General features: G+C 46.1%; 22 protein-coding genes. 2 read left to right on the forward strand and 20 right to left on the reverse strand.

Going from position 1 to position 20972, the window contains the following annotated elements:
* Position 1: 1 nt before the first annotated feature.
* From yycF to HQN88_RS23170, 4 genes are all read right to left on the reverse strand, one after another.
* Complete coding sequence (gene yycF, locus HQN88_RS23155) at positions 2-721, reverse strand: response regulator YycF (protein WP_056622616.1); 720 nt, start codon at positions 719-721, stop codon at positions 2-4.
* A gap of 181 nt (positions 722-902) precedes the next feature.
* Complete coding sequence (locus HQN88_RS23160; protein WP_173116983.1) at positions 903-2462, reverse strand: M23 family metallopeptidase; 1560 nt, start codon at positions 2460-2462, stop codon at positions 903-905.
* Between the two features lie 318 nt (positions 2463-2780).
* The gene (locus tag HQN88_RS23165) at positions 2781-3455 is read right to left on the reverse strand and encodes a hypothetical protein (protein ID WP_173116985.1); all 675 of its coding nucleotides are present in this window, start codon (positions 3453-3455) and stop codon (positions 2781-2783) included.
* A 150-nt stretch (positions 3456-3605) separates the two neighbouring features.
* Positions 3606-4892 carry an adenylosuccinate synthase gene (locus HQN88_RS23170; protein ID WP_173116987.1) on the reverse strand — a complete coding sequence of 429 codons (1287 nt, stop codon included), beginning with the start codon at positions 4890-4892 and terminating at the stop codon, positions 3606-3608.
* Positions 4893-5156: 264 nt separating this feature from the next.
* Between HQN88_RS23170 and HQN88_RS38155 the strand changes: the two genes are divergently transcribed.
* A complete protein-coding gene (locus HQN88_RS38155) occupies positions 5157-5291 on the forward strand; it encodes a hypothetical protein (RefSeq protein WP_274319832.1) in 135 nt (44 codons plus the stop codon).
* 657 nt (positions 5292-5948) lie between these two features.
* Here the strand turns inward: HQN88_RS38155 and dnaB are convergent.
* From dnaB to rpsF, 15 genes are all read right to left on the reverse strand, one after another.
* The gene (gene dnaB, locus HQN88_RS23175) at positions 5949-7322 is read right to left on the reverse strand and encodes a replicative DNA helicase (protein WP_173116989.1); all 1374 of its coding nucleotides are present in this window, start codon (positions 7320-7322) and stop codon (positions 5949-5951) included.
* A 135-nt stretch (positions 7323-7457) separates the two neighbouring features.
* Positions 7458-7907 (reverse strand): 50S ribosomal protein L9, encoded by a 450-nt coding sequence (gene rplI, locus HQN88_RS23180; protein ID WP_056622624.1) that lies wholly within the window; start codon positions 7905-7907, stop codon positions 7458-7460.
* On the reverse strand, positions 7904-9865 hold the full coding sequence (locus HQN88_RS23185) for a DHH family phosphoesterase (RefSeq protein WP_173116991.1): 1962 nt from the start codon (positions 9863-9865) through the stop codon (positions 7904-7906). The genes rplI and HQN88_RS23185 overlap by 4 nt, the downstream gene beginning before the upstream one ends.
* A gap of 18 nt (positions 9866-9883) precedes the next feature.
* Positions 9884-10798 carry a DUF2232 domain-containing protein gene (locus HQN88_RS23190; protein WP_173116993.1) on the reverse strand — a complete coding sequence of 305 codons (915 nt, stop codon included), beginning with the start codon at positions 10796-10798 and terminating at the stop codon, positions 9884-9886.
* Positions 10799-10804: 6 nt separating this feature from the next.
* Positions 10805-11116 carry a MazG-like family protein gene (locus tag HQN88_RS23195; protein WP_056622632.1) on the reverse strand — a complete coding sequence of 104 codons (312 nt, stop codon included), beginning with the start codon at positions 11114-11116 and terminating at the stop codon, positions 10805-10807.
* A gap of 190 nt (positions 11117-11306) precedes the next feature.
* Entirely contained in the window at positions 11307-12047 is a 741-nt protein-coding gene (locus HQN88_RS23200) for a tyrosine-protein phosphatase (RefSeq protein ID WP_173116995.1), read from the reverse strand.
* A gap of 62 nt (positions 12048-12109) precedes the next feature.
* Positions 12110-12808, reverse strand: a complete 699-nt coding sequence (locus HQN88_RS23205; RefSeq protein WP_216855796.1) for a GntR family transcriptional regulator — start codon at positions 12806-12808, stop codon at positions 12110-12112.
* On the reverse strand, positions 12808-13638 hold the full coding sequence (locus HQN88_RS23210) for a carbohydrate ABC transporter permease (protein ID WP_173116997.1): 831 nt from the start codon (positions 13636-13638) through the stop codon (positions 12808-12810). The genes HQN88_RS23205 and HQN88_RS23210 overlap by 1 nt, the downstream gene beginning before the upstream one ends.
* A 12-nt stretch (positions 13639-13650) precedes the next feature.
* Positions 13651-14610 (reverse strand): carbohydrate ABC transporter permease, encoded by a 960-nt coding sequence (locus tag HQN88_RS23215; protein WP_216855797.1) that lies wholly within the window; start codon positions 14608-14610, stop codon positions 13651-13653.
* Positions 14611-14712: 102 nt separating this feature from the next.
* Positions 14713-16005, reverse strand: a complete 1293-nt coding sequence (locus HQN88_RS23220; protein ID WP_173116999.1) for an ABC transporter substrate-binding protein — start codon at positions 16003-16005, stop codon at positions 14713-14715.
* A 37-nt stretch (positions 16006-16042) separates the two neighbouring features.
* On the reverse strand, positions 16043-16873 hold the full coding sequence (locus tag HQN88_RS23225) for a metallophosphoesterase family protein (RefSeq protein ID WP_173117001.1): 831 nt from the start codon (positions 16871-16873) through the stop codon (positions 16043-16045).
* 2 nt (positions 16874-16875) lie between these two features.
* Positions 16876-17883, reverse strand: coding sequence for a metallophosphoesterase family protein (locus HQN88_RS23230; protein WP_173117003.1), 1008 nt, complete (start codon positions 17881-17883; stop codon positions 16876-16878).
* A gap of 217 nt (positions 17884-18100) precedes the next feature.
* Complete coding sequence (gene rpsR / locus HQN88_RS23235) at positions 18101-18388, reverse strand: 30S ribosomal protein S18 (RefSeq protein WP_028557221.1); 288 nt, start codon at positions 18386-18388, stop codon at positions 18101-18103.
* Between the two features lie 25 nt (positions 18389-18413).
* Positions 18414-18896, reverse strand: a complete 483-nt coding sequence (gene ssb, locus HQN88_RS23240) for a single-stranded DNA-binding protein (protein WP_056622646.1) — start codon at positions 18894-18896, stop codon at positions 18414-18416.
* 34 nt (positions 18897-18930) lie between these two features.
* Positions 18931-19218 carry a 30S ribosomal protein S6 gene (gene rpsF / locus HQN88_RS23245; protein ID WP_056622648.1) on the reverse strand — a complete coding sequence of 96 codons (288 nt, stop codon included), beginning with the start codon at positions 19216-19218 and terminating at the stop codon, positions 18931-18933.
* 243 nt (positions 19219-19461) lie between these two features.
* Between rpsF and HQN88_RS23250 the strand changes: the two genes are divergently transcribed.
* A complete protein-coding gene (locus HQN88_RS23250) occupies positions 19462-19653 on the forward strand; it encodes a YjzC family protein (RefSeq protein WP_028557224.1) in 192 nt (63 codons plus the stop codon).
* 77 nt (positions 19654-19730) lie between these two features.
* Here the strand turns inward: HQN88_RS23250 and HQN88_RS23255 are convergent, their stop codons facing one another.
* On the reverse strand, positions 19731-20177 hold the full coding sequence (locus HQN88_RS23255) for a hypothetical protein (RefSeq protein ID WP_173117005.1): 447 nt from the start codon (positions 20175-20177) through the stop codon (positions 19731-19733).
* Positions 20178-20972: the final 795 nt, after the last annotated feature.

The following is a 20972-nucleotide window of genomic DNA, read 5'->3' on the forward strand; positions in this document are numbered from 1 at the left end:
TTTAGAAGCCTCCGGCTTTCGGACTGCGCATCAAATAGCCGAGACCCCTGCGCGTCATGATGTATTCCGGACGACTTGGATCCGTCTCCAGCTTCTCGCGCAAGCGGCGAATCGTCACATCGACGGTCCGTACGTCGCCGAAATATTCAAAGCCCCACACCGCTTGCAGCAGGTGTTCACGAGTCATCACTTTGCCTGAGTTTTTGGCCAAATATTGAATGAGCTCGAACTCCCGATGTGTCAGATCAAGGGGCGTTCCGTCCTTGTAGACCATGTACATGTCGTTATCGATAAAAAGCGCATGAATGCGCATCCCATTCCGCTGCGCCTCCGGCTCGTTCGGTGCCGTTTGCACCTTCGTCTGTCTGCGCAGATGCGCCTTCACACGAGCCAGCAGCTCCCGGGTGCCGAATGGCTTCGTCACATAGTCGTCTGCGCCCATCTCTAAGCCCAGAACCTTGTCCAGCTCAGTATCCTTCGCTGTCAGCATAATAATCGGCGTATTGAGCTTAGAACGCACCTCACGGCATACGTCCATGCCATCCTTCACAGGCAGCATGAGATCAAGCAAGATCAGATCTGGCTGCTCCGAGAACGCAAGCTCTACAGCGCTTCCACCATCGTACGCACAGATGACCTGATAACCCTCTTTCTCCAAGTTAAACTTCAAGATATCTGCAATTGGTTGTTCGTCATCGACCACGAGAATTTTCCCAAACATGTGACCACCGCCTACTATAAAGTAACTGACGCGGACACGCCTGATCGCGTGCAACCGTCAGAGTTAGATCTGTCTTTTCAGCCAGTTATTTCCTACATACTCTTCTTCATTTTAACATACATTGATTGAAAAAGAGACAAGGCCCCCGAGTTGTCCGGATCGACCTTGCCTCTAACTTTACTTAACGATTCAAATATTTCAAAGGATTTTCCAAGTTGCCACTGCTGTGTACTTCAAAATGCAAATGCACACCAGTAGAGTCGCCTGTACTTCCCATAATGCCAATCTTTTCACCTTTTTCAACGATAGCGCCTGACTTCGTAGTAATTTGGCTTAAATGTCCATAAAGTGTTTCATATCCGTTTAAATGGTTAATTATAATATAATTGCCGTAATCTGACTTGTAACCTGTCTCGATGACTTTACCATTATCTGCTGCCATAATATTTCTGTTACCTGTGATGTCGATGCCCTTATGTAACTTGCCCCAACGATAACCGAATGTACTTGAGATACTAGGTGAAATGACAGGCCATGCGAACTTCCCTGTACCTTCACCCTTGATGACTTTTGTCCCTTTTTTCACCTTAGCGGTGACAGGTTGATCAATAATTTCTTCATTCACGACTTGCTCTTCGGTCATTAAACCATCGACCTTCGTCACTTGAATGGTTACTTTCTTAAGCCCATTCTTTCCTGGCGAAATCGGTTGGACGACGCCTAAGCGCATCGAATCGTCTTTCACATACTCGGTATCGTATTGAATCTCTTGATTCTTTACGATTTTCTCCGTCGTTTTCACAGAAAGTGTTGGCTTCAGCACGGTAACGTCCAATTGATTCCCGATCTTAAGCTTATCATCTTGAATACCTGGGTTATTATCATAAATAAATTGCTTGGTGATGCCTAATTTTTTCGCAATGCAAGAAACACAGTCACCTTCCACAACGGTGTACTTCGCTGGTGCAACATTGCCAGTTTGCAAGGTCTTCACGACATCCTCTGGCTTTGCTAACTCCGTTGGATCGATAGGAACTTCCTCTTTATCGATCTTTTGAACGAATTCCACCTTTTCAAGCTCGGATGGTGCTGTTGAGATATCCTCACCTAGACCGGCAGATAAGGCAGCTACTTTTTCGCTATTTTTCGCTTTGGGTGTAAATGGTTCGCTGACTTGATTCAGAATCTGATCGGCTGTTACCTGATCCTTAACAATCGCTACCGTCTTGCCATCCACTTTCAGTGCCACACCCACAGGTTGCGGTATGAGCAATTGATTCAAGGAGGAAATAACAGCAGAATCGTCCGTTTTCATATTGTAAGCCCTTTCAGACGTGTAGGTGATACCGTCTGTTTTGAGCACGACATGAACTTCTGGAAAATCCTTCTGAACATCTAACGGTTTGTTCTTCTTATATTCTTCAATAATCTTATTATCACTTACGATACCCACTTCTTGATTGTTCAGCATCACATGATACACTTCATCCATGCCCGCTTCTACATACTCGTGTCCGGTAAACGTAATCACTCCCGTAAGTGCAATAACACCTACGCCTACTGCAAGAGACCATTTATGTCGTTTGATTACCGTTAGTGTCGTGGATGTCTGAACATCGACTGGCTGAACGTCCTCTAGCTGCTTGTCTGATAATGATTCATTTCCGGTCAAGCTTTCTCGCTTAGGCGTGAATCTCTTAACGAGATCCATGACAAAACGCATTCCCCTGAAACCTGTCATGATCTTCTCCCTTTGAACGGTTTTGCATCCCTAGAGTAAAAACTCGTAGATACATAAATAAACCTTGATTAGACATAATATCCATTATGTTGTCTTTCTTTTGTTAAATTTAACACACTTTCCGTGCCTATTTCAACAAAATACTCAATCACCATGTGATAGATTCGTGTCCACCACCAAAAGAAGTCGCTAAAAGTCTATTTTTTTGTTCGAAATCCCAACTGATTTGCCTGCAAGTTAAGAGAATTGACGAAAAGGCATGAAACTTAGAAGGGAAGCTACGGATATAAATCCATTGGTCAGCAACTTCCCCTGAGCCTAGTACTTATTTAATATAGCTGTTAATTGTGAAAGCTCTTTGTCACTTAAATATTTTTTAAGTGTTGCATTTACTTCATCAAGTTCTTGCGTAGTAATCCCATCTTCCAGGATCGCGGATAGTGTCTGCACCTCGGTCTGCGGCAACTTAGCGACGACAAGTGAGAAAATTTTCATTTTATCATCGCTCGAGAGGGCTTCTTTCTTTTTCGCAAAATCCTCTGTGGACATGACAAGCTCCTTCTTCTCGCTCTCCTCCGTTCGAGCGCTTCCCATCACGGCTATCGCATCGTCATGATTTGCAGTCGATGTGTCTACACCGCTTGACGAACTAATTCCGCCTACAGGTTGTTGATCATTCGGATTTGGACTTGAACTCGGGCTTGGAAACGCCCCTGACGGGTTGGGACTAGGAGTTGGCGAAGGCTTCGTCGTTGGGGTTTCTCCTGACGCAGCCGTCTTCCCCCCGTCTTTCCCCTTAACTATATTCAGCTCGCCCGCCAATCTTGACGCAAATTCACCAAATTGAATCTTTTTACCCATCGCTGGTAGCTGATATTGTCGAAATATATCCTCCACGTACATGTTCACCACGTACCATGTTGTAAACATCGTAATTGATGTAATAAGGACGGTACTTATGACGATTTTACTTAACCAAGTTAATAGTTTCATACGCTTTCTATCACTCCTAACATTGCTCACAGTAGATATGCTTCTCCTCCCAGTATGGACGAAAACCCTGCCATTATATCCCTGTAGGCAAAAAGAAAAATCCCCTAAGCTGCGAATGCAGCCTAGAGGATTATTTAGCTTATCTATGAATTAAGCGTAGATAGGACGAACCAAATTCGTTTGCTCACGGTTACGACCTACGGAGAAGATCGCGATTGGGATGCCTGTAAGCTGAGATACGCGCTCTACATAGTGTCTTGCGTTCTCTGGCAAATCACTCAACGTACGAGCTTCAGAGACATCTTCTGTCCAGCCTGGAAGCTCTTCGTATACCGCTTCGCACTCGGAGATAGCTTTCAAGCTCGCTGGGTAGTGCTCAATCAACTCACCGCGGTACATGTATCCTGTGCAAATTTTGACCGTCTCTAGACCTGTCAGAACGTCGATGGAGTTCAAGGACAAGCCCGTGATGCCGCTCACGCGTCTTGCGTGACGCACGACAACACTGTCGAACCAGCCAACACGACGAGGACGACCTGTTACCGTACCGTACTCGAAACCTTTTTCACGAATCCAAGCGCCGATTTCATTATCCAATTCCGTTGGGAAAGGACCGTCGCCGACACGTGTTGTATAAGCTTTCGCAACACCGATGATGTTGTGAATCTTCGTCGGGCCTACGCCTGAACCGATACACACACCGCCAGCTGTTGGGTTGGAAGAAGTAACATACGGGTATGTCCCTTGGTCGATATCCAACATAACGCCTTGTGCGCCTTCGAACAACACTCTGCGGCCTTGATCGATATATTCGTTAAGAATTACGGACGTATCTTTCACGTATGGACGAATGATTTCTGCATATGCCAGGTATTCTTTAAGGATTGGCTCCACATCAAGACCTGTCGAACCGTAAACTTGCTCGATCAACACGTTTTTCTCAGCAACGATACGACGAAGCTTCAATTCGAACTCTTCAGCGTCCATCAAATCCGCGATACGAATACCGTTACGTGCTGCTTTATCCATATAACAAGGGCCGATCCCTTTGCGGGTCGTACCGATTTTGCTATCACCTTTGCGATCTTCTTCCAGACCGTCAAGCAACAAATGATACGGCATAATGACATGCGCGCGATCACTGATATTCAGGTTCGTTGTTGTAAAACCATTATCATGAATGTAATTAATTTCTTCAATGAGTGCAGCCGGATTAATAACCATCCCATTCCCGATCACACAAGCTTTATCTCTGTAAAAAATACCGGAAGGAATCATCGTTAGCTTGTACTTTTTCCCGCTAATAATGATCGTATGGCCTGCATTGTTACCACCTTGGTAACGCGCAACAACCTCAGCAGATTCCGCTAAGAAATCCGTGATTTTACCTTTCCCTTCATCTCCCCATTGCGTACCGACAACAACAACCGTTGACATATGCACTTACCTCCGTACGGTGACAAGTCACCCATAATGAGCCTGTTATGGCTGTAAGACCACAGAGGAAAGTTGGACTTCATTAAAGCGCTAAAGCGTTCAGCGTCCATTGCACTTTCCCTCTGGCGATTCTGGTGATGCAACTACCTCTATTCACTGCTACGCGCGGCAACAGACAAGAGAGCTAACTCTCACTTACTCACCGCAAAGGAAAATCTGGTCTCTTTCGGCAGTGATCTGCAGGAAGGAAACCCACCCTTCGGCATGAAAAAACGACCTTATTTCGAGTTACCTGCCTTAAGCCGGTTAGTCGATCAAGGTTTTTTCACCGTCTTTAGTTTAGCAGTCCCCCATGCCAAAGTCAATGAAAAACGAACGATTATAGGGGTGCCTGTATAATTGTTCGGAAATTACGCAAACTATTTCGTTGCTGCCGCTTAAAGAAGGAAAACCTCTGGCTTTGCCAATTTCATATACAATCTGTTCCCCATAAGATTCCTCTTGAGGGCATTTTTTATGTCTGCTGCTGGAGAAAAAGCACGCACTTTCTGGATCTCGCGCTGGAAGTGTGTTTAGCATCAGTTAGACCTTAGCTGTAACGACGTTGTTTTTCTTGCTTATAGTGTGTGTAACAGAGCATTTAGGCTTAGACATTCAGCTGTAACGATGTTTTTCATCATTATTACATCGCTTTCGCAGATTCCGCCCACAACCAACTCCTCCCAACTCCCTCTACATCATCCGTCTCACACTCCAACTAACACGCTGCTCAGCATTAAATGGAAATACTACAGTTATTATCGAGAAATGTTGCTGAAAAGAGGATTTAGCTGGATAACAGGTTGTTATTTCCAGCGGTTTCGCTCAAAAGAGTGAAATGCTAAGGAATTAGCTACATGACTTACAGTTAAATGGACTAAGCACTGAAATTCTCCAGATTTAGCTACATAAAATACAGTTATTTCTGTGGCGTCATGGGTGTAGACGGGTGTACACGGGTGTACACGGTCTTCCACAGGGGAGCACCTGCCCCATCTACAAACAAAAAAACAGCCGTCAATACTGCCCGGCTGCTGCTTCTTGATGACTGCGATCCATATTCACGAATTTATTGAATTGTTTCAGGAAGGCCAGCTCGACAGTGCCTACGGGACCATTCCGCTGTTTGGCAATAATAATCTCGATAATGTTCTTCTTCTCGGATTCCTTATCGTAGTAATCGTCCCGGTAGAGGAACGCTACGATGTCGGCATCTTGCTCAATGGAACCCGATTCCCGAAGGTCAGACATCATCGGACGCTTGTCCTGCCGCTGCTCAACGCCCCGGCTCAGCTGCGAGAGCGCAATGACCGGTACATTCAGCTCACGGGCAATCTGCTTCAACGTACGAGAGATCTCAGAGACCTCCTGCTGACGGTTGTCTCCGCCTTTACCACCACGGCCGGCAATCAGCTGCAAGTAGTCGATGAGAATCATACCGAGCCCTTTTTCTTGCTGCAACCGACGGCACTTCGCCCGGATATCCGCAACCGTAATCGTCGGGGTATCATCGATAAAAATATTCGCTTCCGACAAAGCTCCGATCGCCATCGTCAGTTTCTCCCAGTCGTCGCCTTCGAGATAACCTGTCCGCATGCGGTTCGCATCGACGTTAGCCTCGGCGCAGACCATACGTTGTACGAGCTGTGCGGCACCCATCTCGAGCGAGAAGATGGCGACGGTCTCTTTGGCTCGGACGCCGACATTCTGCGCCACGTTCAGGGCAAAGGCAGTCTTTCCTACAGATGGCCGCGCCGCTAGAATAATTAAGTCTGAGCGTTGGAAGCCAGACGTCATCTTGTCTAGGTCAAGGAATCCAGACGGGATTCCTGTTGACCCGCCTTTGTTCGAGTAGAGCGACTCGACCTTCTCGAACACTTCCATGAGAACGTCGCGAATGACGACGAAACCGCTGGAACTCCGGCGCTGCGAAATCTCGAGGATCTTCGCCTCCGCCTCGCTGAGCATCGCCCCAACATCATCCTCATTGGCATAGCCATTGGTTACGATCTGGGTCGCTGTCCGAATTAATCGGCGAAGCATCGACTTCTCTTCGACGATCGCCGCGTAATAATCGATATTGGCAGCGGTTGGTACGGCGTTCGCCAGCTCAGATAAGTACGTTACGCCGCCGATCTCCTCAAGCTGCTGCTTGTTTTGAAGAAGTGCTGTAAGTGTAATGAGATCAACAGGTTCTTGATCTTCCGCCAGCTCAACAATCGCCTCGAATATTCGCTGATGAGCGCCGCGATAGAAATCATCGCTAGATATCCGCTCCATCGCGGTAATCAACGCATCCGCGTTAATTAAAATCGCACCTAAGACGGCTTGCTCAGCTTCTATATTTTGAGGCGGAACACGATCCACAAACATATTATCTCCGTTGCTCATGCTACTGTGCCCGCCTTTCATTTTCACATTAATAGTTTTTTACTAGATTGTGTCTACAAGAGAGAAGAGCCCCAGACTGGGACTCTCATTCTTTACTTCTTGTTATTTAAATGGCTCTATTCTATGGCCTTAAGCTTACTTCTCTTCCGTTACTTGAACGTTCAAACTTGCCGTTACTTCCGCATGCAGCTTAACCGGAACTTTCGTTACACCTAGGGTACGAATCGGCTCTTCCAGCACAATTTTACGCTTGTCGATCACGATTTTATACTGCTTCTCAAGTACTTCTGCAATCTGCTTACTAGGAATAGCTCCGAACAAACGACCACCTTCGCCAGACTTCGCTTTAATTTGAACGGTCATTTCACTAAGCTTCTCGCCTAACGCCTGTGCATCTGCCTTCTCTTGATCCTTGCGGCGTTGCTCGGCTTTCTTTTGATTATCTAACACTTTGACTGTGCCCTGAGTAGCTGGAGCTGCAAGTCCTTGTGCGATTAGGAAATTCTGTGCGTACCCTTCGGATACTTCCTTCACTTCGCCCTTCTTACCTTGGCCTTTAACGTCTTTGAGTAAAATTACTTTCATTCGAAAAGTCCCTCCTCTTCCTGCATATCGGCTAGTACTTGTTTTAAGCGGTTCGTTGCTTCTTCTAATGTGCAATCTGTTTGCGTCGCTGCATTCGTTAAATGCCCGCCGCCGCCCAGACGCTCCATCACAACTTGGACGTTCATTTGGCCAAGCGATCTCGCGCTGATCCCAATTAATCCATCCGGTCGTTCGGCAATTACGAAGGAAGCCATAATATTCGTCATATTTAACAATGTATCAGCAACTTGCGCGATCATCAACTGAGAATATTTACGTGATGGCTCAGCGACTGCCAAAGCCACGTGTTCATAGATAGTTTCTGTGTGCTTAATAATCTCGGAACGCTCAATATAAGAATCCAAATCTTCCTTCAATAACTTCTGAATGAGAGCTGAATCTGCCCCATTGCGTCGCAGGTACGACGCGGCTTCGAAGGTTCTAGCACCTGTCCGAAGACTGAAACTCTTCGTATCTACAACAATCCCTGCAAGCAGCATCGTGGCCTCTAGAACCTCCATCGATAGCTTCTCGTTGATATACTGCAGCAGCTCGGTCACTAGCTCACACGTAGAGGACGCGTACGGCTCCATATAGACGAGTGTAGCGTCATGGATGAACTCCTCACTCCTACGATGGTGATCGACCACGACGACCCTGTGTGTCAGCTGTAGCAGCTTAGGCTCAGCGACCATGGATGCCTTGTGTGTATCCACAACAACGGCAAGTGTTCGCTGCGTCGTAATCTGCATGCCCTGCTCAGGCGTAATGAACCAACGATGCAGCCGTTCATCTGCAGAAATCGTCTCCATCACCTTCTGGATCGCAGGATTCACGCCCTCCAGCACAATATAGCCTTCTTTGCCGACGACTTGGACAGCCTTGAGCACGCCAATCGCAGCGCCGATGGAATCCATATCTGCAAAGCGATGGCCCATGATGATGACCTTGTCACTATCTTTCATGAGATCGCGCAGCGCATGTGAGATCACCCGAGCTCTAACCCGCGTACGTTTCTCGACTGCGTTCGTTCTCCCACCGTAGAAAGACAGACGCTGTCCGACCTTCACCGTTACCTGATCACCACCGCGGCCGAGCGACATGTCCAGCCCCATTTGTGCCATTTGACCAAGTTCAGTGAGCTGTTCAGCTCCTGACGCAATCCCGATACTAAGAGTTAAAGGCAGCTTGTTCTCAATCGTGAGATCGCGAACATCGTCTAGAAGTTCAAAGCGTGTTTGCTCTAATTGACGCAACGCTTTCTGATCCATCAGGATTAGGAAGCGATCTGAGGATGTCCGGCGTAAATATAGCTGATTCTTCTGAGCCCATTCGGTAATTTCACCAGTGACCTTGGCCAGCATAAGGCTGCGCGCCTGATCATCTAATCCTTGGGTCGCTTCTTCCAAATTATCCATCATCACGATGCCAATCGCCGTTTTACTATCTTCGTATTTCTTCGCCAGCAGGGCTTGCTCCGTAATCTCACGCAGATAGAGGAGTCTCTCCTCCGGTTTGGACCAGACTTGATAAATAAATTGGCCAACTTTCAGCTCCAGCGTTTCGGCCTTGTCTTTCTTATTCTTGAGATCGGGGAAATAATCAAAGAGCGACTCACCAATGACCGAGTCTTGCCCTAGCATTTTCGCTACAAAAGGATTGTGCCACTCTATGCGTTTCTCTTCATTATATAAAATAATGCCGATGGGCAGCCCGCTCATGACTTCATTGCCGGCTTTCTTCACCCGATGGGTTATCGTACCGACGTACGTATTCAATTCTCGACGAAAAGCTGTCTCCGCTTGCAGCGTAAAATACGCCATTACTCCGCAGAGTAAGAAAGCCGTTAGGCCCAGCCACCATTTGAACATATAGATAATGGCTGTCAAGGCGATGAGCAGAACGAACATCCACACAATATGTTGACCGTGCCACCGCTTCAAAAGGAACTTCGGCATTCGAACTAGCTCCTAATCCTATAAATTTTTCTTGAACCGTTCACGGATTGGAAACGCAACATCAAATACCCCTAACAAGCTATACACAATAAAGAGTGGCGGCATAAAGATCAGAATGATAATGGCCACAATGGGCAGAATCGGTTTCCATTTATTCGCATGCGCCACAAAGAACAGAAAGCCTATCGCTTGAACTGCGAATACGAGCATCAATAGCGGCATCGCATTCATCAGCAGTGTTGAAATGAGTGATCTTGCATCGGGCTTTGAGAATAAATCTAAAACAAAAGCCACTAAATAGATCCAGACAAGTGATCTTTGCAGTTTCCATTCTCTCATCGGGCGTAGACCAGGGATACCTTCTCCTGTTTTGTTCAAGAACCACCGCGTTACACCATGTGTCACAAAAGTAATGAACAACGCCACAAAAATCAAATACAACGGTATCACTTGCACGATGAATCCAACGTACCAGTCCTGATCTTTAGGTAAAATATCCTGAATGCTACTCGGCATCGTTGCAATACTATCTATCATGAATTGCTTGAACTTAGTAACCGGGTCAAGACCTAAAGCAAAGCCCAGAAGCAGGCTTAATAACGACTCTGCCAAGACGGTAACGATACCCGCAGTTAATACGGATCTTGCTGCCGCTTTACGTTTGTACAAGTTCCCCATCACTAACACAGGGGGTAGTATGAACAACGCAATTGTTATTAAATAGAGACCTATCCACTGGGTAAGTATGTAGATAACGAGCAGACTGAGTACATAACTAATGACGAAACGCTTCGTACTTGTTTTGACGTATAACATAAGAACTGGTACTAACAAAAAACTACATGTAAAAATAATAAATGGTGTCATCAGCGATAGCAATGAAATAATCATAACAACGCTCCAAATGACACTCTGCCAACTTCGATTCCCCAACCGGGCTCACCTCTTACGTAAATGTTCTTCGAGCGATGAAATGTCGCCGTACCAGTCCTCAAGTTGATGGCCCTCTTGGCGGTGCTTCTTCATTTTCTCAACAATAGCTTCGTCCAAACTGCGATAAGAAATCCCCAGTCTTCGGCCTAAAATATAACCGCTCGAAATCAAACTGGCTAATCCATCGACCATCTTTACATGACTACCTTCCCACATGCCTTTGAGCAAGTGAGCTACATGATCTACGACTTCTGTTTTGAGCCACTCAATGACTTTGGCCCGTCTGGCTAGGTCAACTTCTTTATCCCTATTCAGCAACCGTCATCACTCCTCATCTCAGCAGAAACGATATTGATCAATTATACCACAAAAAGGTACTAGAAAAGAAAGCCTCTAATCGCGCTCTCTGATGCCGTAAAAAAAGACAGCTGATCTAGACAGCTGCCCTGTTTGGGAATTGTATTCTTTTAGGAAAAATAGCATGGAAATGGGGATCCAAATTACTCCCTCAATTTGTTATTAATTGCTCCTTCAGTGCTTGGATCTGCTCTTCCGATATTCCAATCGTTAGTAGATACCGCTCTGCATTGCCGTACCGAAGTTCCAAGTGAGATAACAGATCCGACATATAAACGGGATCACACCCTAGGAAGCTTTCATATATGTCATCGGGTACATTCGCGGGTTTCCCCTTACGCAGTTCATCCATAATTGGCGTAATACAGGCATTCGTTAGCACATAGTCTTCCAAAATTGTTCCATGTGGAACATTTGCAAGGTCTAACAATAGGGCTGAAACGACACCAGTCCGGTCTTTACCTGCCGCGCAATGGAAGAGACTTCCGTGCATACTTCCCTCTGCTAATAAACTGAAAACACGCAACAGCTCGACCTTTGAAGTTTCAATCAAATTTATATATAAATCGCCCAAACTACGAATTTGTGTAAGACTCGAAGTTGCCGGATTGATCAAACTTACATTGTGATAGCTCACTTGTTCGGAATCTGCGAACACGTTTTTCTTTTCCTCAAGCTCATGCGCATTTCGCAAATCAATAATTGTCCGTACACCTCTATTTACCAAATCTTGTTGGCTATCCGTACTAAGTATGTGCAAGCCATCCGCTCGAAATAATACACCCCAACGCGTCATCCGCCCGTCCTTCGTCTTATAGCCTCCAAGATCACGCAAGTTATATGCGCCTTCAACTTGTAGAACGCGTTGCTCATTAGCCATATGTGTCGTCATGAGTATTCATCCGCCTTTATTCAAATTTTGTATAGATAGCGCATAACGAGCTAGTAACCTTATCAAATATCGAATTGCTTCAATTGCTGATGCAAGATCTCATTCACTTCATAAATGGCTTCTTTTGCATCCTGAATGTTCCCTTGAAGAAGAGACTCATAAATGCGAGAGTTGATCCTTCTCCCTTGTCTCGGATTGGATAGCGACTGCGGATTCATTGTTCGATAAGAAACAACTTTGCACATATATTTACCTTTTATTTGCTCCAGAATCTGCATCATGTTCTGATTGTGAACTGTGGTTAGAATCGTCTCTATAAACAACAACGAACTTTCATAATAGAGCCAGTGGTCACCGTCGTCTGCCGCTTGAATTTGACGATCCAAATGGCCTCGTAACGACGCCAAGTCAAAAGAAAGTCCTCGTTTATCAGCAATATCGAGCGCATAAATCTGCATAGAAACTAACACCTCAAACATATCGCAAAACTCTTTGAACGAAATATTTTTAACAAAAACGCCCCTGCCCCGTATTGATTCTACGAAACCTTCTTGCTCTAATAAAGAGATAGCCGCCCGTATCGGCGTTCGACTCATGTTCAGTTGATCTGCCAATTCATTCTCTGATAAAAGGGTACCAGGTAAATAATTCGCATGAATAATGTGATTTCGAATTTCTTGATAGGCTTTCTTTTCTAGCGATGGCTTAGCCACGCTTTTCGTTTGAAGCAGATGCCCTTGCTGTGTGAATAATGAACTCATTAACGTAAACCGCCTTTGACGAACGAATCGATAATTTGACGCTGAAGCATAAAATAAAGCAATAAAATCGGCAAGCTTGCCAGGGTTGTCGCCGCCATCATCGGTCCCCACAGATTAGCATCTGTGGACATAAACGACTGCAACCCGATTTGGAGTGTCGCATGTTCTGGTTTGTTCGTGACCAGCAACGGCCAGAAGTAGTCGTTCCAAGAGGAAATAAATAATAGCACACCTATAGAGGCAATGGAGGCACGTAGATTCGGGAAAATCGTCCGCCACAGCACGCTCCAGTCCGATGCACCGTCCAAATGAGCGGCTTCAATTAACGTTCGCGGAAACGATTTGAACGTGTTGTACAGCTGGAGCACCGCGAATGCGGATACGATGTTAGGGATGATTAACCCCATCAAGGAATTCCGTAGCCCCCAACCACTAATGACTACATAGTTAGGAATCATGATGACCTGAAACGGAACCAGCCATGTCAATGAAATTAATCCATAGAGGAAACCTTTTCCACGGAAATCCCAACGCGTGAACGCATAAGCCGCCAGAATGCTTGTGAGCAATTGGGCTGCTGTTTGACTAATAGCAACAATAATTGAATTCGTCATCATACGAGCCATAGGAATGGCATGCCATGCCTGCACGTAGTTATCGAGCGTCCAGTGCGTTGGAAGCAGTGACGTGGAGTACACTTCACCTGCTGGTTTAAAGGATGTGTTTAACATCCAGTAGAATGGGAAAATAGCAAGAAAGCTTAGCAATATCAACACAGTATGTTTACCGACGGTTGCGCTGCGGGATCCATTCAATCGCGGATTCTTCATGCTGATCCTCCTTCAATTATCGTAAAACGAGACCTTTTTTGAGAGTTTCATGAAGGCCAATGAAATAAGTCCAGAACCAATAAACACACATACAGCGGCCGCTGAGCTCCAACCTACGGAGAACGTTTTGAACCCGTACGTCCATAGCAAGTAATAGATGTTTGTTGTTGAATTTAATGGTCCTCCCTGCGTCAATACATTGACATATGAGAAGCTCCATTCTGCAGCAAATAACGTACTTAGCATCGCCATAAACATAATCGTAGGTGACAAAAGCGGTAGCAGCACGTGCCAAATAATTTGCCAACGATTCGCCCGATCGATTCTAGCGGCTTCGATATAATCTTTGTTGATCCCCGTCATCGCTGCCGAGAAAATCAGGGTACTGAAGCTGAGCAGCTTCCAACCCGTGATGAACGTTATCGACCAGATCGCCCACCTTTCGTCGGAGAAGAAACGTATCGGTTCCTGGATATGCAGCACAGCCTGCAACGGTTTATTGAGAATGCCGCCCATCGGATTCATAATCCAGTTCCACACGGCCGATACCGCAACAGGTGCCATGATCATAGGTACGAAAATTAACGCACGATACGCATTGCGAGTGCGTTGCCCGATGTTGTCCGTGGAAATCGCAATAAGCAGCGGTAAAAGCAGCGAAAATGGCATAACGCCCACCGTGTAAAACAAGGTGTTCAATAGGGCTCTACTCATCTCAGGCAGTGTAATTAGCTTCTCGAAGTTATCCAATCCCATGAATTCCTTCGGTGATGTAGGCAGCATGTTCCACTCGTAGAAACTGAGCTGAAAGGTCTCGATTAAAGGACGATAGATCCAGAAACCAATCGAAATCATAACCGGCAACAAATATAAATAAGGAATTAACTTTTTATAGGGGAACGGTTTATTTACCTTCTGCACCGACTTCGGACGAGCCTTAGAAATCGTCCTCGTAATGGCGTTGCTATTCATGGTATCCCTCCTGAATGTCTAGAACGGTCACTCAGTGATCATCGACTGACCGATTCATGGTTGAAGACAGAAGGATGTAACCACCTCCTGTCTTCACGCCACTTATGGCATTAGTGATTGTGCACGTTTCTGGGCATCTTGCATAATGGATGTGCTATCACCTGAACCTTGAATCGATTTCTGCACACCTTCGAGCAAGATCGTCTCAATTTGGCTCCATTTGGAACCTGGATAGGATACCCAAGGCTGCAAGCGAGTAAGCTGCTCTAGATTCGGCTTCACCAGCGGATTGGCTGCCACCCAGTCCTTCAAATACTTCGGATCATCAACAATTGCTGGGCGAAGCGGCAAGTAACCGATTTTGGACGTAATGATTGTATAGCCCCGCTCACTTGTAACAAACTTGAGGAATTCCCACGCTGCTTGCTGTTTCGCTTTATCATCAGATAACACGAACAAGGCACTACCTGAGTTTACCGGTGTAGTAGGTTTACTTCCGAAAGATGGCATTTGTACGGCTTTCAGGTCCCAGCCTCCAGCTTTTGAAGCGCTGAGCAATGCGCTCTGTAAAGCGCTTGTATACAGCAGCATCCCAACCTTCGATTCGCTAAATGCTTGAATCACTTCTGTGTCGTTCATCTTGTCGCTTGCGCCACTTTGAACGAGATCCTGCCACATCTTAATCGCACCAATCGCTGCGGGCTCACCGAACTGGATCGTTTTACGATCATCCGATAGAACCTTGCCACCGTTGCTGCCGATCAATGCCTGGACAATCCAGTCCGCTCCGGCAGAACCGCCCAAATGAACACCAGAAGCTTTCGTTTTAGCAGCAATCTGCAGCGCATAGGTCTTCACTTCCTCCCACGTTTTCGGAGGGTTTTCTGGATCAAGACCCGCATCCTTGAATAGCTTTGCGTTATAGAATAGGACCGGTGTACTGAATGTAAAAGGAAGTCCGTAAGTTTTGCCTTTCAATTGTCCTAATTTTAGTCCATTTGGCGAGAAGCCTTCGAAGTTCTTCTTCAGCTCATCAGCAGGCACAATATCTTCCAATGCCTTCGCATTATAGTTTTGAACGGCATAATCCAAGCCATCGAATACGAGCTGTGCAACGTCAGGTCGCGAACCCGCCGCGATATCTGCCTGTACCTTCGTATTAATTTCCGTGGATGTAACCGGAATCGCATCGATTTTGATGTTCGGATGCGCTGCCTCGAATTCCGTAATCAGCTGCTGAGTGCCTTCCTTTTGACTAGCGATCGCTAAGTTGTAGCTATAGAAAGAAATCGTAACCGGCCCAGTTGATGCACTCTCCTTGCCGTTTCCACATGCAGCTGTTACCAGTACAGTTAATGAAAGCAACATCATGATCTTTGTTTTGGCTCGTGACATGTCACAGCTCCTTCTTATTATCGATCTATAGGTAGGATTAGGCCTCAGCATGAATCTTGGATACATTCAGTTCATAGAGTAAGCGCTGCTCGCCAGGCAGGGTCATGGGTTGTACGCTCATTTGTCCGTTCTTCACCGTGATCAAGTTGTAACCGGATCGATCGATGAATCGCATGTTCGTCGAAGCTGACGGATCTAGACCGAAAGCAAGTCCATCTGCAGCTGCGCACAAAATGCCATTTAACGTACCGACATTATGATAATGAATGTGCCCCGACAATAAGCCAATCACGTCGCTGCCATCGATGACTCTCGCCAAATCCTGCGGATTTTCCAATAGATGATCATCCATCAATACCGTAGGTGTCTTCACAACTGGATGATGGTGCACAATAATCGTTCCGGATGGTGCCGGCTCAGCCAGCACTTGCTTAAGCCATGCGAGCTGCACGTCATCTAGTCTACCACCATGGGTACCTGGTACTTGTGTATTTAACATCACGATACGGAGGCCATCGGCCATGAAGCTATAATAATAGGACTCGTTCGATGGCTCTTCCTCTAGGAAACCTTCGCGAAATGGCTCGCGGAAATCATGATTGCCTAACGCGACATGTATTGGAATGCCGAGAAGTGCTTCTTCTTCGTCCAGTAGCTTTCTAAGAAAACGATAGTCTTCCAAATCCCCATCATGTGTCAAATCACCGCTAATCACCACAAATGATGATTTCGTCTCCAATGAGCGAATGTCAGTACAAGCAGCGCGCAACTTATCTGACATGTCGAGGCCGAACAATGGTTTCTTTCCAGGTGCGCTAATATGTATGTCTGTTAAATGAATGAAGAAAATCGGTTCCTTCGTCGCCATTGTTATACACTCTCCCCGTGAACGTGTTGATGAGGCTGATACGCTGTCAAGTCATTGATACCATCAAGATGGATAACTCGGTATGTAGGAATGCCTCCGCGCATAGTTACCCATAACACGACATTCTCGTCACTTGGATTCGTTCCATCCCCATGTGCAAGACCACCGGTTCTACCTAGCTGAATGAACTCCGCATTACCTTTTCGAGAATACTCCATCGCATGCAAATGCCCAGCAAAAATGGTATAGGAGCGCTTCCCTAGCATTTGAATCAGCTCTTGGTATTCTTCGCTATCTGATTTCCAAGCTGGCTTATGCATGTTGACGAACGTCCATTTCGCATCTGCATTGTTGGCCAATACGCGTCTAAAGTAAGCAAGTTGCTCCTCACCAAGACTCACTTTTATCTTGCCAAAACCTTGTAGTTCCTCAGGTGAAAGTTGCCCTTTCAGTTCATCAACAAAAGCACTCATGTGTTCTTTGGCGCGTTCAGGTTCGCGTTTCACGTCCGCTGTTATCCGTTTGATAAGGTCGATAAATGCATCCGAGAACTCATCCGGTGTATGCTCCGTATTTAAAGAAAGGAAGAGTGTATCCCCTACACGAAACGCGTAGTAGTCCAAGCCTCTGCGCTCGCGCCATACCTCTGCCATCGTTAGATTGCCATAGTCGTGATTGCCGATGACCGGAAAGAAAGGTAAACCCATCGCTGCAATTTTGCCGTCAATGTCATCCCATTCTTGATGGGTGTCCGCGGCGTTGTTCCAATACCCTTCAATCAAATCACCAACCGCTAAGACAAAATCAGGCTTCAAATCCTTCACCATGTCCAGCGCCTTCTCAAAAACCCCCTCCGTCGCCATCCCGCAACGGTCCCCCATCACAACAAACGAAAAGTCTTCTCCCAGTTGACTAGGCATGCTCCCAAACCAAGGGCGTTTCTCTGTGGCCACTAGCTGATCCTCAAAGATCGTTACGTTCTTCTTTTCATCAAGCTGTACAGTTTGCATGGTTCCTATCTCCCTTCTATTGGTGAAAGCTTGTTCTTATCCTCAGTATGCAGGTTGTATGTAAGCAGAATATTAGCTTGATTTATAGTTATTATTAATCTAGATGTCCTCGGGTCTGGTTGCGGCTAAAGAAAGCAAACACAAAAAAGCGAGCCCGCAGGGGCTCGCCTTAAATAAAAAGAGCAACCGGTTGCCCGATTGCTCTTTATTCCGAAACCTATTCCGTTGTGTAAGGAAGCAACGCGATTGTACGGGAACGCTTGATAGCGATCGTCAAAGCACGTTGGTACTTAGCGGAAGTTCCAGTTACACGTCTAGGAAGAATCTTCCCGCGCTCACTGATGAACTTTTTAAGAGTCTCGATATCTTTATAATCAATATGCTTGATTTTGTTTACAGTGAAGTAACAAACCTTACGGCGTTTGCCTTTACCGCCTTTGCCACGAGGAGCAAATTTGCGATCAGCACGATCATCACCATTGTTGTCTCTTTTTTGGAAAGCCATTGTGTCTCTTCAGTCCTTTCTACGTTTAAAATGGCAAATCATCATCGGAAATATCGATCGGTTTTCCGTCATCTATGAAAGGATCCTGCTGCTCGCGCGATCCACCGCCACGATTGCTGCTTCCGCCGCCGCTATAGCCGCCTGCATTTGCATTAGAGGATCCGCCCTCTTCGCGATTCCCGCCGCCGCTAGATTCAAGGAAACGTACATTGTCGGCAATAATTTCGGTCACGTAAACACGTTTTCCTTCATTGTTGTCGTAGTTACGCACTTGAATGCGTCCTTCAACTGCTGTTAAACGACCTTTACGCAAGTAATTCGCGCATGTTTCGGCAAGCTGCCTCCACGTGACGATATTGATAAAGTCCGCTTCACGTTCTTTCGAGCCACCGCTCGTGAAAGGACGGTCTACAGCAAGTGTGAATTGGGTAACTGCTACCCCAGCTGGTGTATAACGAAGTTCTGGATCTCTGGTCAATCGACCGATAAGAATGACACGGTTCAACATGGAATAACCCTCCTGACGAAAATACTGGCATTGATTAAGCTACGTCGTTTACGATTAAGTGACGAATAACTTCGTCCGAAATCTTAAGTACGCGATCAAGTTCAGTTACAACAGCAGGTTCTGCGTTGAAGTGTACAAGCACGTAGTGCCCGTCACGGAACTTCTTGATCTCATACGCAAGACGGCGTTTACCCATCAGGTCATGTTTGGAGATTTCTCCCCCACCGTTCGAGATGATGCCTTGAAATTTTTCTACCGTAGATTGAACAACTTCTTGCTCAACGTCAGTACGAATGATGTACATCAATTCATATTTGCGCATGTATTTCACCTCCTTTTGGACTAAGCGGCTCCTATTCTAACTTGCTAGGCAAGCGAAGGAGCAAGGAGCGAGGATTCTTATTCAAAACTCGCACCTGAATACTATAGCAAATCATGCGGCAAATTACAAGTTTTTATCACAAGCTTCGCACAGGTGGAAGCTGGAAGCCCAGCAGGTACATGCTTCCCTTTCTTGCGGGCATGCTAACTATGATTGTTATTCTTACAAAGAGGTGATTCAATCGTGGGTGAATGGACACATTTTAATGAAGGCGATCATGTTCCTAACGACGGTGAATATATGGAAATTGGCGAGAATGCCTTCCATATGGGGATTAACAATCCCAAGACTGTTACCCTTCGTAAAGGGGACACCTTTCCGGCAACAAGCAATCATAATCGCAAATGGCACAAAAAAGGCGGCAAGCGAATGTAGTTCTTCTATATGAAAAGAAAGGAACACCTCTCAGTTTAATGAGAAGTGTTCCTTTCTTTCACCTTTACCTGTATCCTCTACTTCTGAAACACACGCTTCTCTGAAATCTTCCCATCGTTAAAATAGACGATTTCCGCATAATACCCTGCTTGATTAGAGATCGCAAATTCATAGGTTCGTTTACCATTTTCCTCTTTCACGAGTTTCCCCTTGGATCCCGTCTGCTTAACCAGATCATCGTAGGTACTCGTCAAGGTGATTTTCTCAATTTGCTCCTTCGTTATCGTTGAAGGTGTCTCTGCTGTTCCACCACCTGTTCCACCACCGGTAGTTCCCTTTGGTGTACTCGTAGGCGTCGCTGTCACAGCCCCTCCAGTGGTCGTCCCACTAGGCGTCGCAGAAGCCCCTCCTGAGGGCTGTACCGTCACTCCCGCTGATGGACTAACAGTCGACGAATCATCCTTCTTAGAGCAGCCTGAGGCCACCACAGTAAGTATTGCAAGGGCCAGTATCCATTTCTTCATTTATCTCGTCCTCCTATGTAGCTGTTTTCCATGACCTAACTGTTAGGTTGCTTCGGATCTTTAGTTTTTATCCCTCTCTTTCATATAAACCAATACCATGATGTCGAAACACGGCAATAAAAAAGCCGCCCATATCCCCGAAGGATATAAACGGCTTTCATCTGATTGTTCTAGTACGGAAAGAGTGGGAGTCGAACCCACGCACGCCTCGCGACGCCTAACTGATTTCGAGTCACATTCTTCCGTATATTATATTATAAACCCGCTGTATACAACGATTTGCTTACGATCACATATCGGACTGATTCCGTTACTTCTACGCTTATTGAGTTTGTTTCTACTATTATAATACCATATTCGCGCGATATGATTCAACGAATGGAAATAACCCCCGAGTAAATTTTATTTTGCGGTATGTTCGCGGGCCTGCTGGCGGGGTATTGGCGTATGGCCTTGGGGGGTCACGGAGTATGCATACGGTATTCATACGCGTACCTAGCTGATTGTTAATCATATCGATGTGCTTTCATTCGTAGATGTGGCGGAGATCCCTTACGCGGCGTGACTTTCGAGGGTACGTGTGGATATCTTTTTCATACGGATATTTATGCACCCGTATGCATTAACGCGAATAGCCCGTCGTTACGCGGTTCTTCATTTAGCGCCAGGCGATCGGTATGCAGCGTTTATGCACGCCCCCCCCGAGTTACAGGCGCACGTCCATCCGGAGCCTCCACCCGGTAAATCTCGCTAATTCACATAGAATCACAACGTACTGAGTCGCGTTTCTGTGCA

Source organism: Paenibacillus qinlingensis (assembly GCF_013204845.1).
Lineage (GTDB): Bacteria > Bacillota > Bacilli > Paenibacillales > NBRC-103111 > Paenibacillus_E > Paenibacillus_E qinlingensis.

Excerpts from the sequence above, each read along its gene's own strand:
- HQN88_RS23230 (WP_173117003.1), bottom strand. The coding sequence starts at position 17,883 with ATGCAAACTGTACAGCTTGATGAAAAGAAGAACGTAACGATCTTTGAG.
- dnaB (WP_173116989.1), bottom strand. The coding sequence starts at position 7,322 with ATGAGCAACGGAGATAATATGTTTGTGGATCGTGTTCCGCCTCAAAAT.
- yycF (WP_056622616.1), bottom strand. The coding sequence starts at position 721 with ATGTTTGGGAAAATTCTCGTGGTCGATGACGAACAACCAATTGCAGAT.
- HQN88_RS23215 (WP_216855797.1), bottom strand. The coding sequence starts at position 14,610 with ATGAATAGCAACGCCATTACGAGGACGATTTCTAAGGCTCGTCCGAAG.
- HQN88_RS23160 (WP_173116983.1), bottom strand. The coding sequence starts at position 2,462 with ATGACAGGTTTCAGGGGAATGCGTTTTGTCATGGATCTCGTTAAGAGA.
- HQN88_RS23170 (WP_173116987.1), bottom strand. The coding sequence starts at position 4,892 with ATGTCAACGGTTGTTGTTGTCGGTACGCAATGGGGAGATGAAGGGAAA.
- HQN88_RS23255 (WP_173117005.1), bottom strand. The coding sequence starts at position 20,177 with ATGAAGAAATGGATACTGGCCCTTGCAATACTTACTGTGGTGGCCTCA.
- rplI (WP_056622624.1), bottom strand. The coding sequence starts at position 7,907 with ATGAAAGTAATTTTACTCAAAGACGTTAAAGGCCAAGGTAAGAAGGGC.
- HQN88_RS38155 (WP_274319832.1), top strand. The coding sequence starts at position 5,157 with ATGAAAAAACGACCTTATTTCGAGTTACCTGCCTTAAGCCGGTTAGTC.
- rpsF (WP_056622648.1), bottom strand. The coding sequence starts at position 19,218 with ATGCGCAAATATGAATTGATGTACATCATTCGTACTGACGTTGAGCAA.
- HQN88_RS23225 (WP_173117001.1), bottom strand. The coding sequence starts at position 16,873 with ATGGCGACGAAGGAACCGATTTTCTTCATTCATTTAACAGACATACAT.
- HQN88_RS23205 (WP_216855796.1), bottom strand. The coding sequence starts at position 12,808 with ATGAGTTCATTATTCACACAGCAAGGGCATCTGCTTCAAACGAAAAGC.
- ssb (WP_056622646.1), bottom strand. The coding sequence starts at position 18,896 with ATGTTGAACCGTGTCATTCTTATCGGTCGATTGACCAGAGATCCAGAA.
- rpsR (WP_028557221.1), bottom strand. The coding sequence starts at position 18,388 with ATGGCTTTCCAAAAAAGAGACAACAATGGTGATGATCGTGCTGATCGC.
- HQN88_RS23165 (WP_173116985.1), bottom strand. The coding sequence starts at position 3,455 with ATGAAACTATTAACTTGGTTAAGTAAAATCGTCATAAGTACCGTCCTT.
- HQN88_RS23185 (WP_173116991.1), bottom strand. The coding sequence starts at position 9,865 with ATGCCGAAGTTCCTTTTGAAGCGGTGGCACGGTCAACATATTGTGTGG.
- HQN88_RS23220 (WP_173116999.1), bottom strand. The coding sequence starts at position 16,005 with ATGTCACGAGCCAAAACAAAGATCATGATGTTGCTTTCATTAACTGTA.
- HQN88_RS23210 (WP_173116997.1), bottom strand. The coding sequence starts at position 13,638 with ATGAAGAATCCGCGATTGAATGGATCCCGCAGCGCAACCGTCGGTAAA.
- HQN88_RS23200 (WP_173116995.1), bottom strand. The coding sequence starts at position 12,047 with ATGACGACACATATGGCTAATGAGCAACGCGTTCTACAAGTTGAAGGC.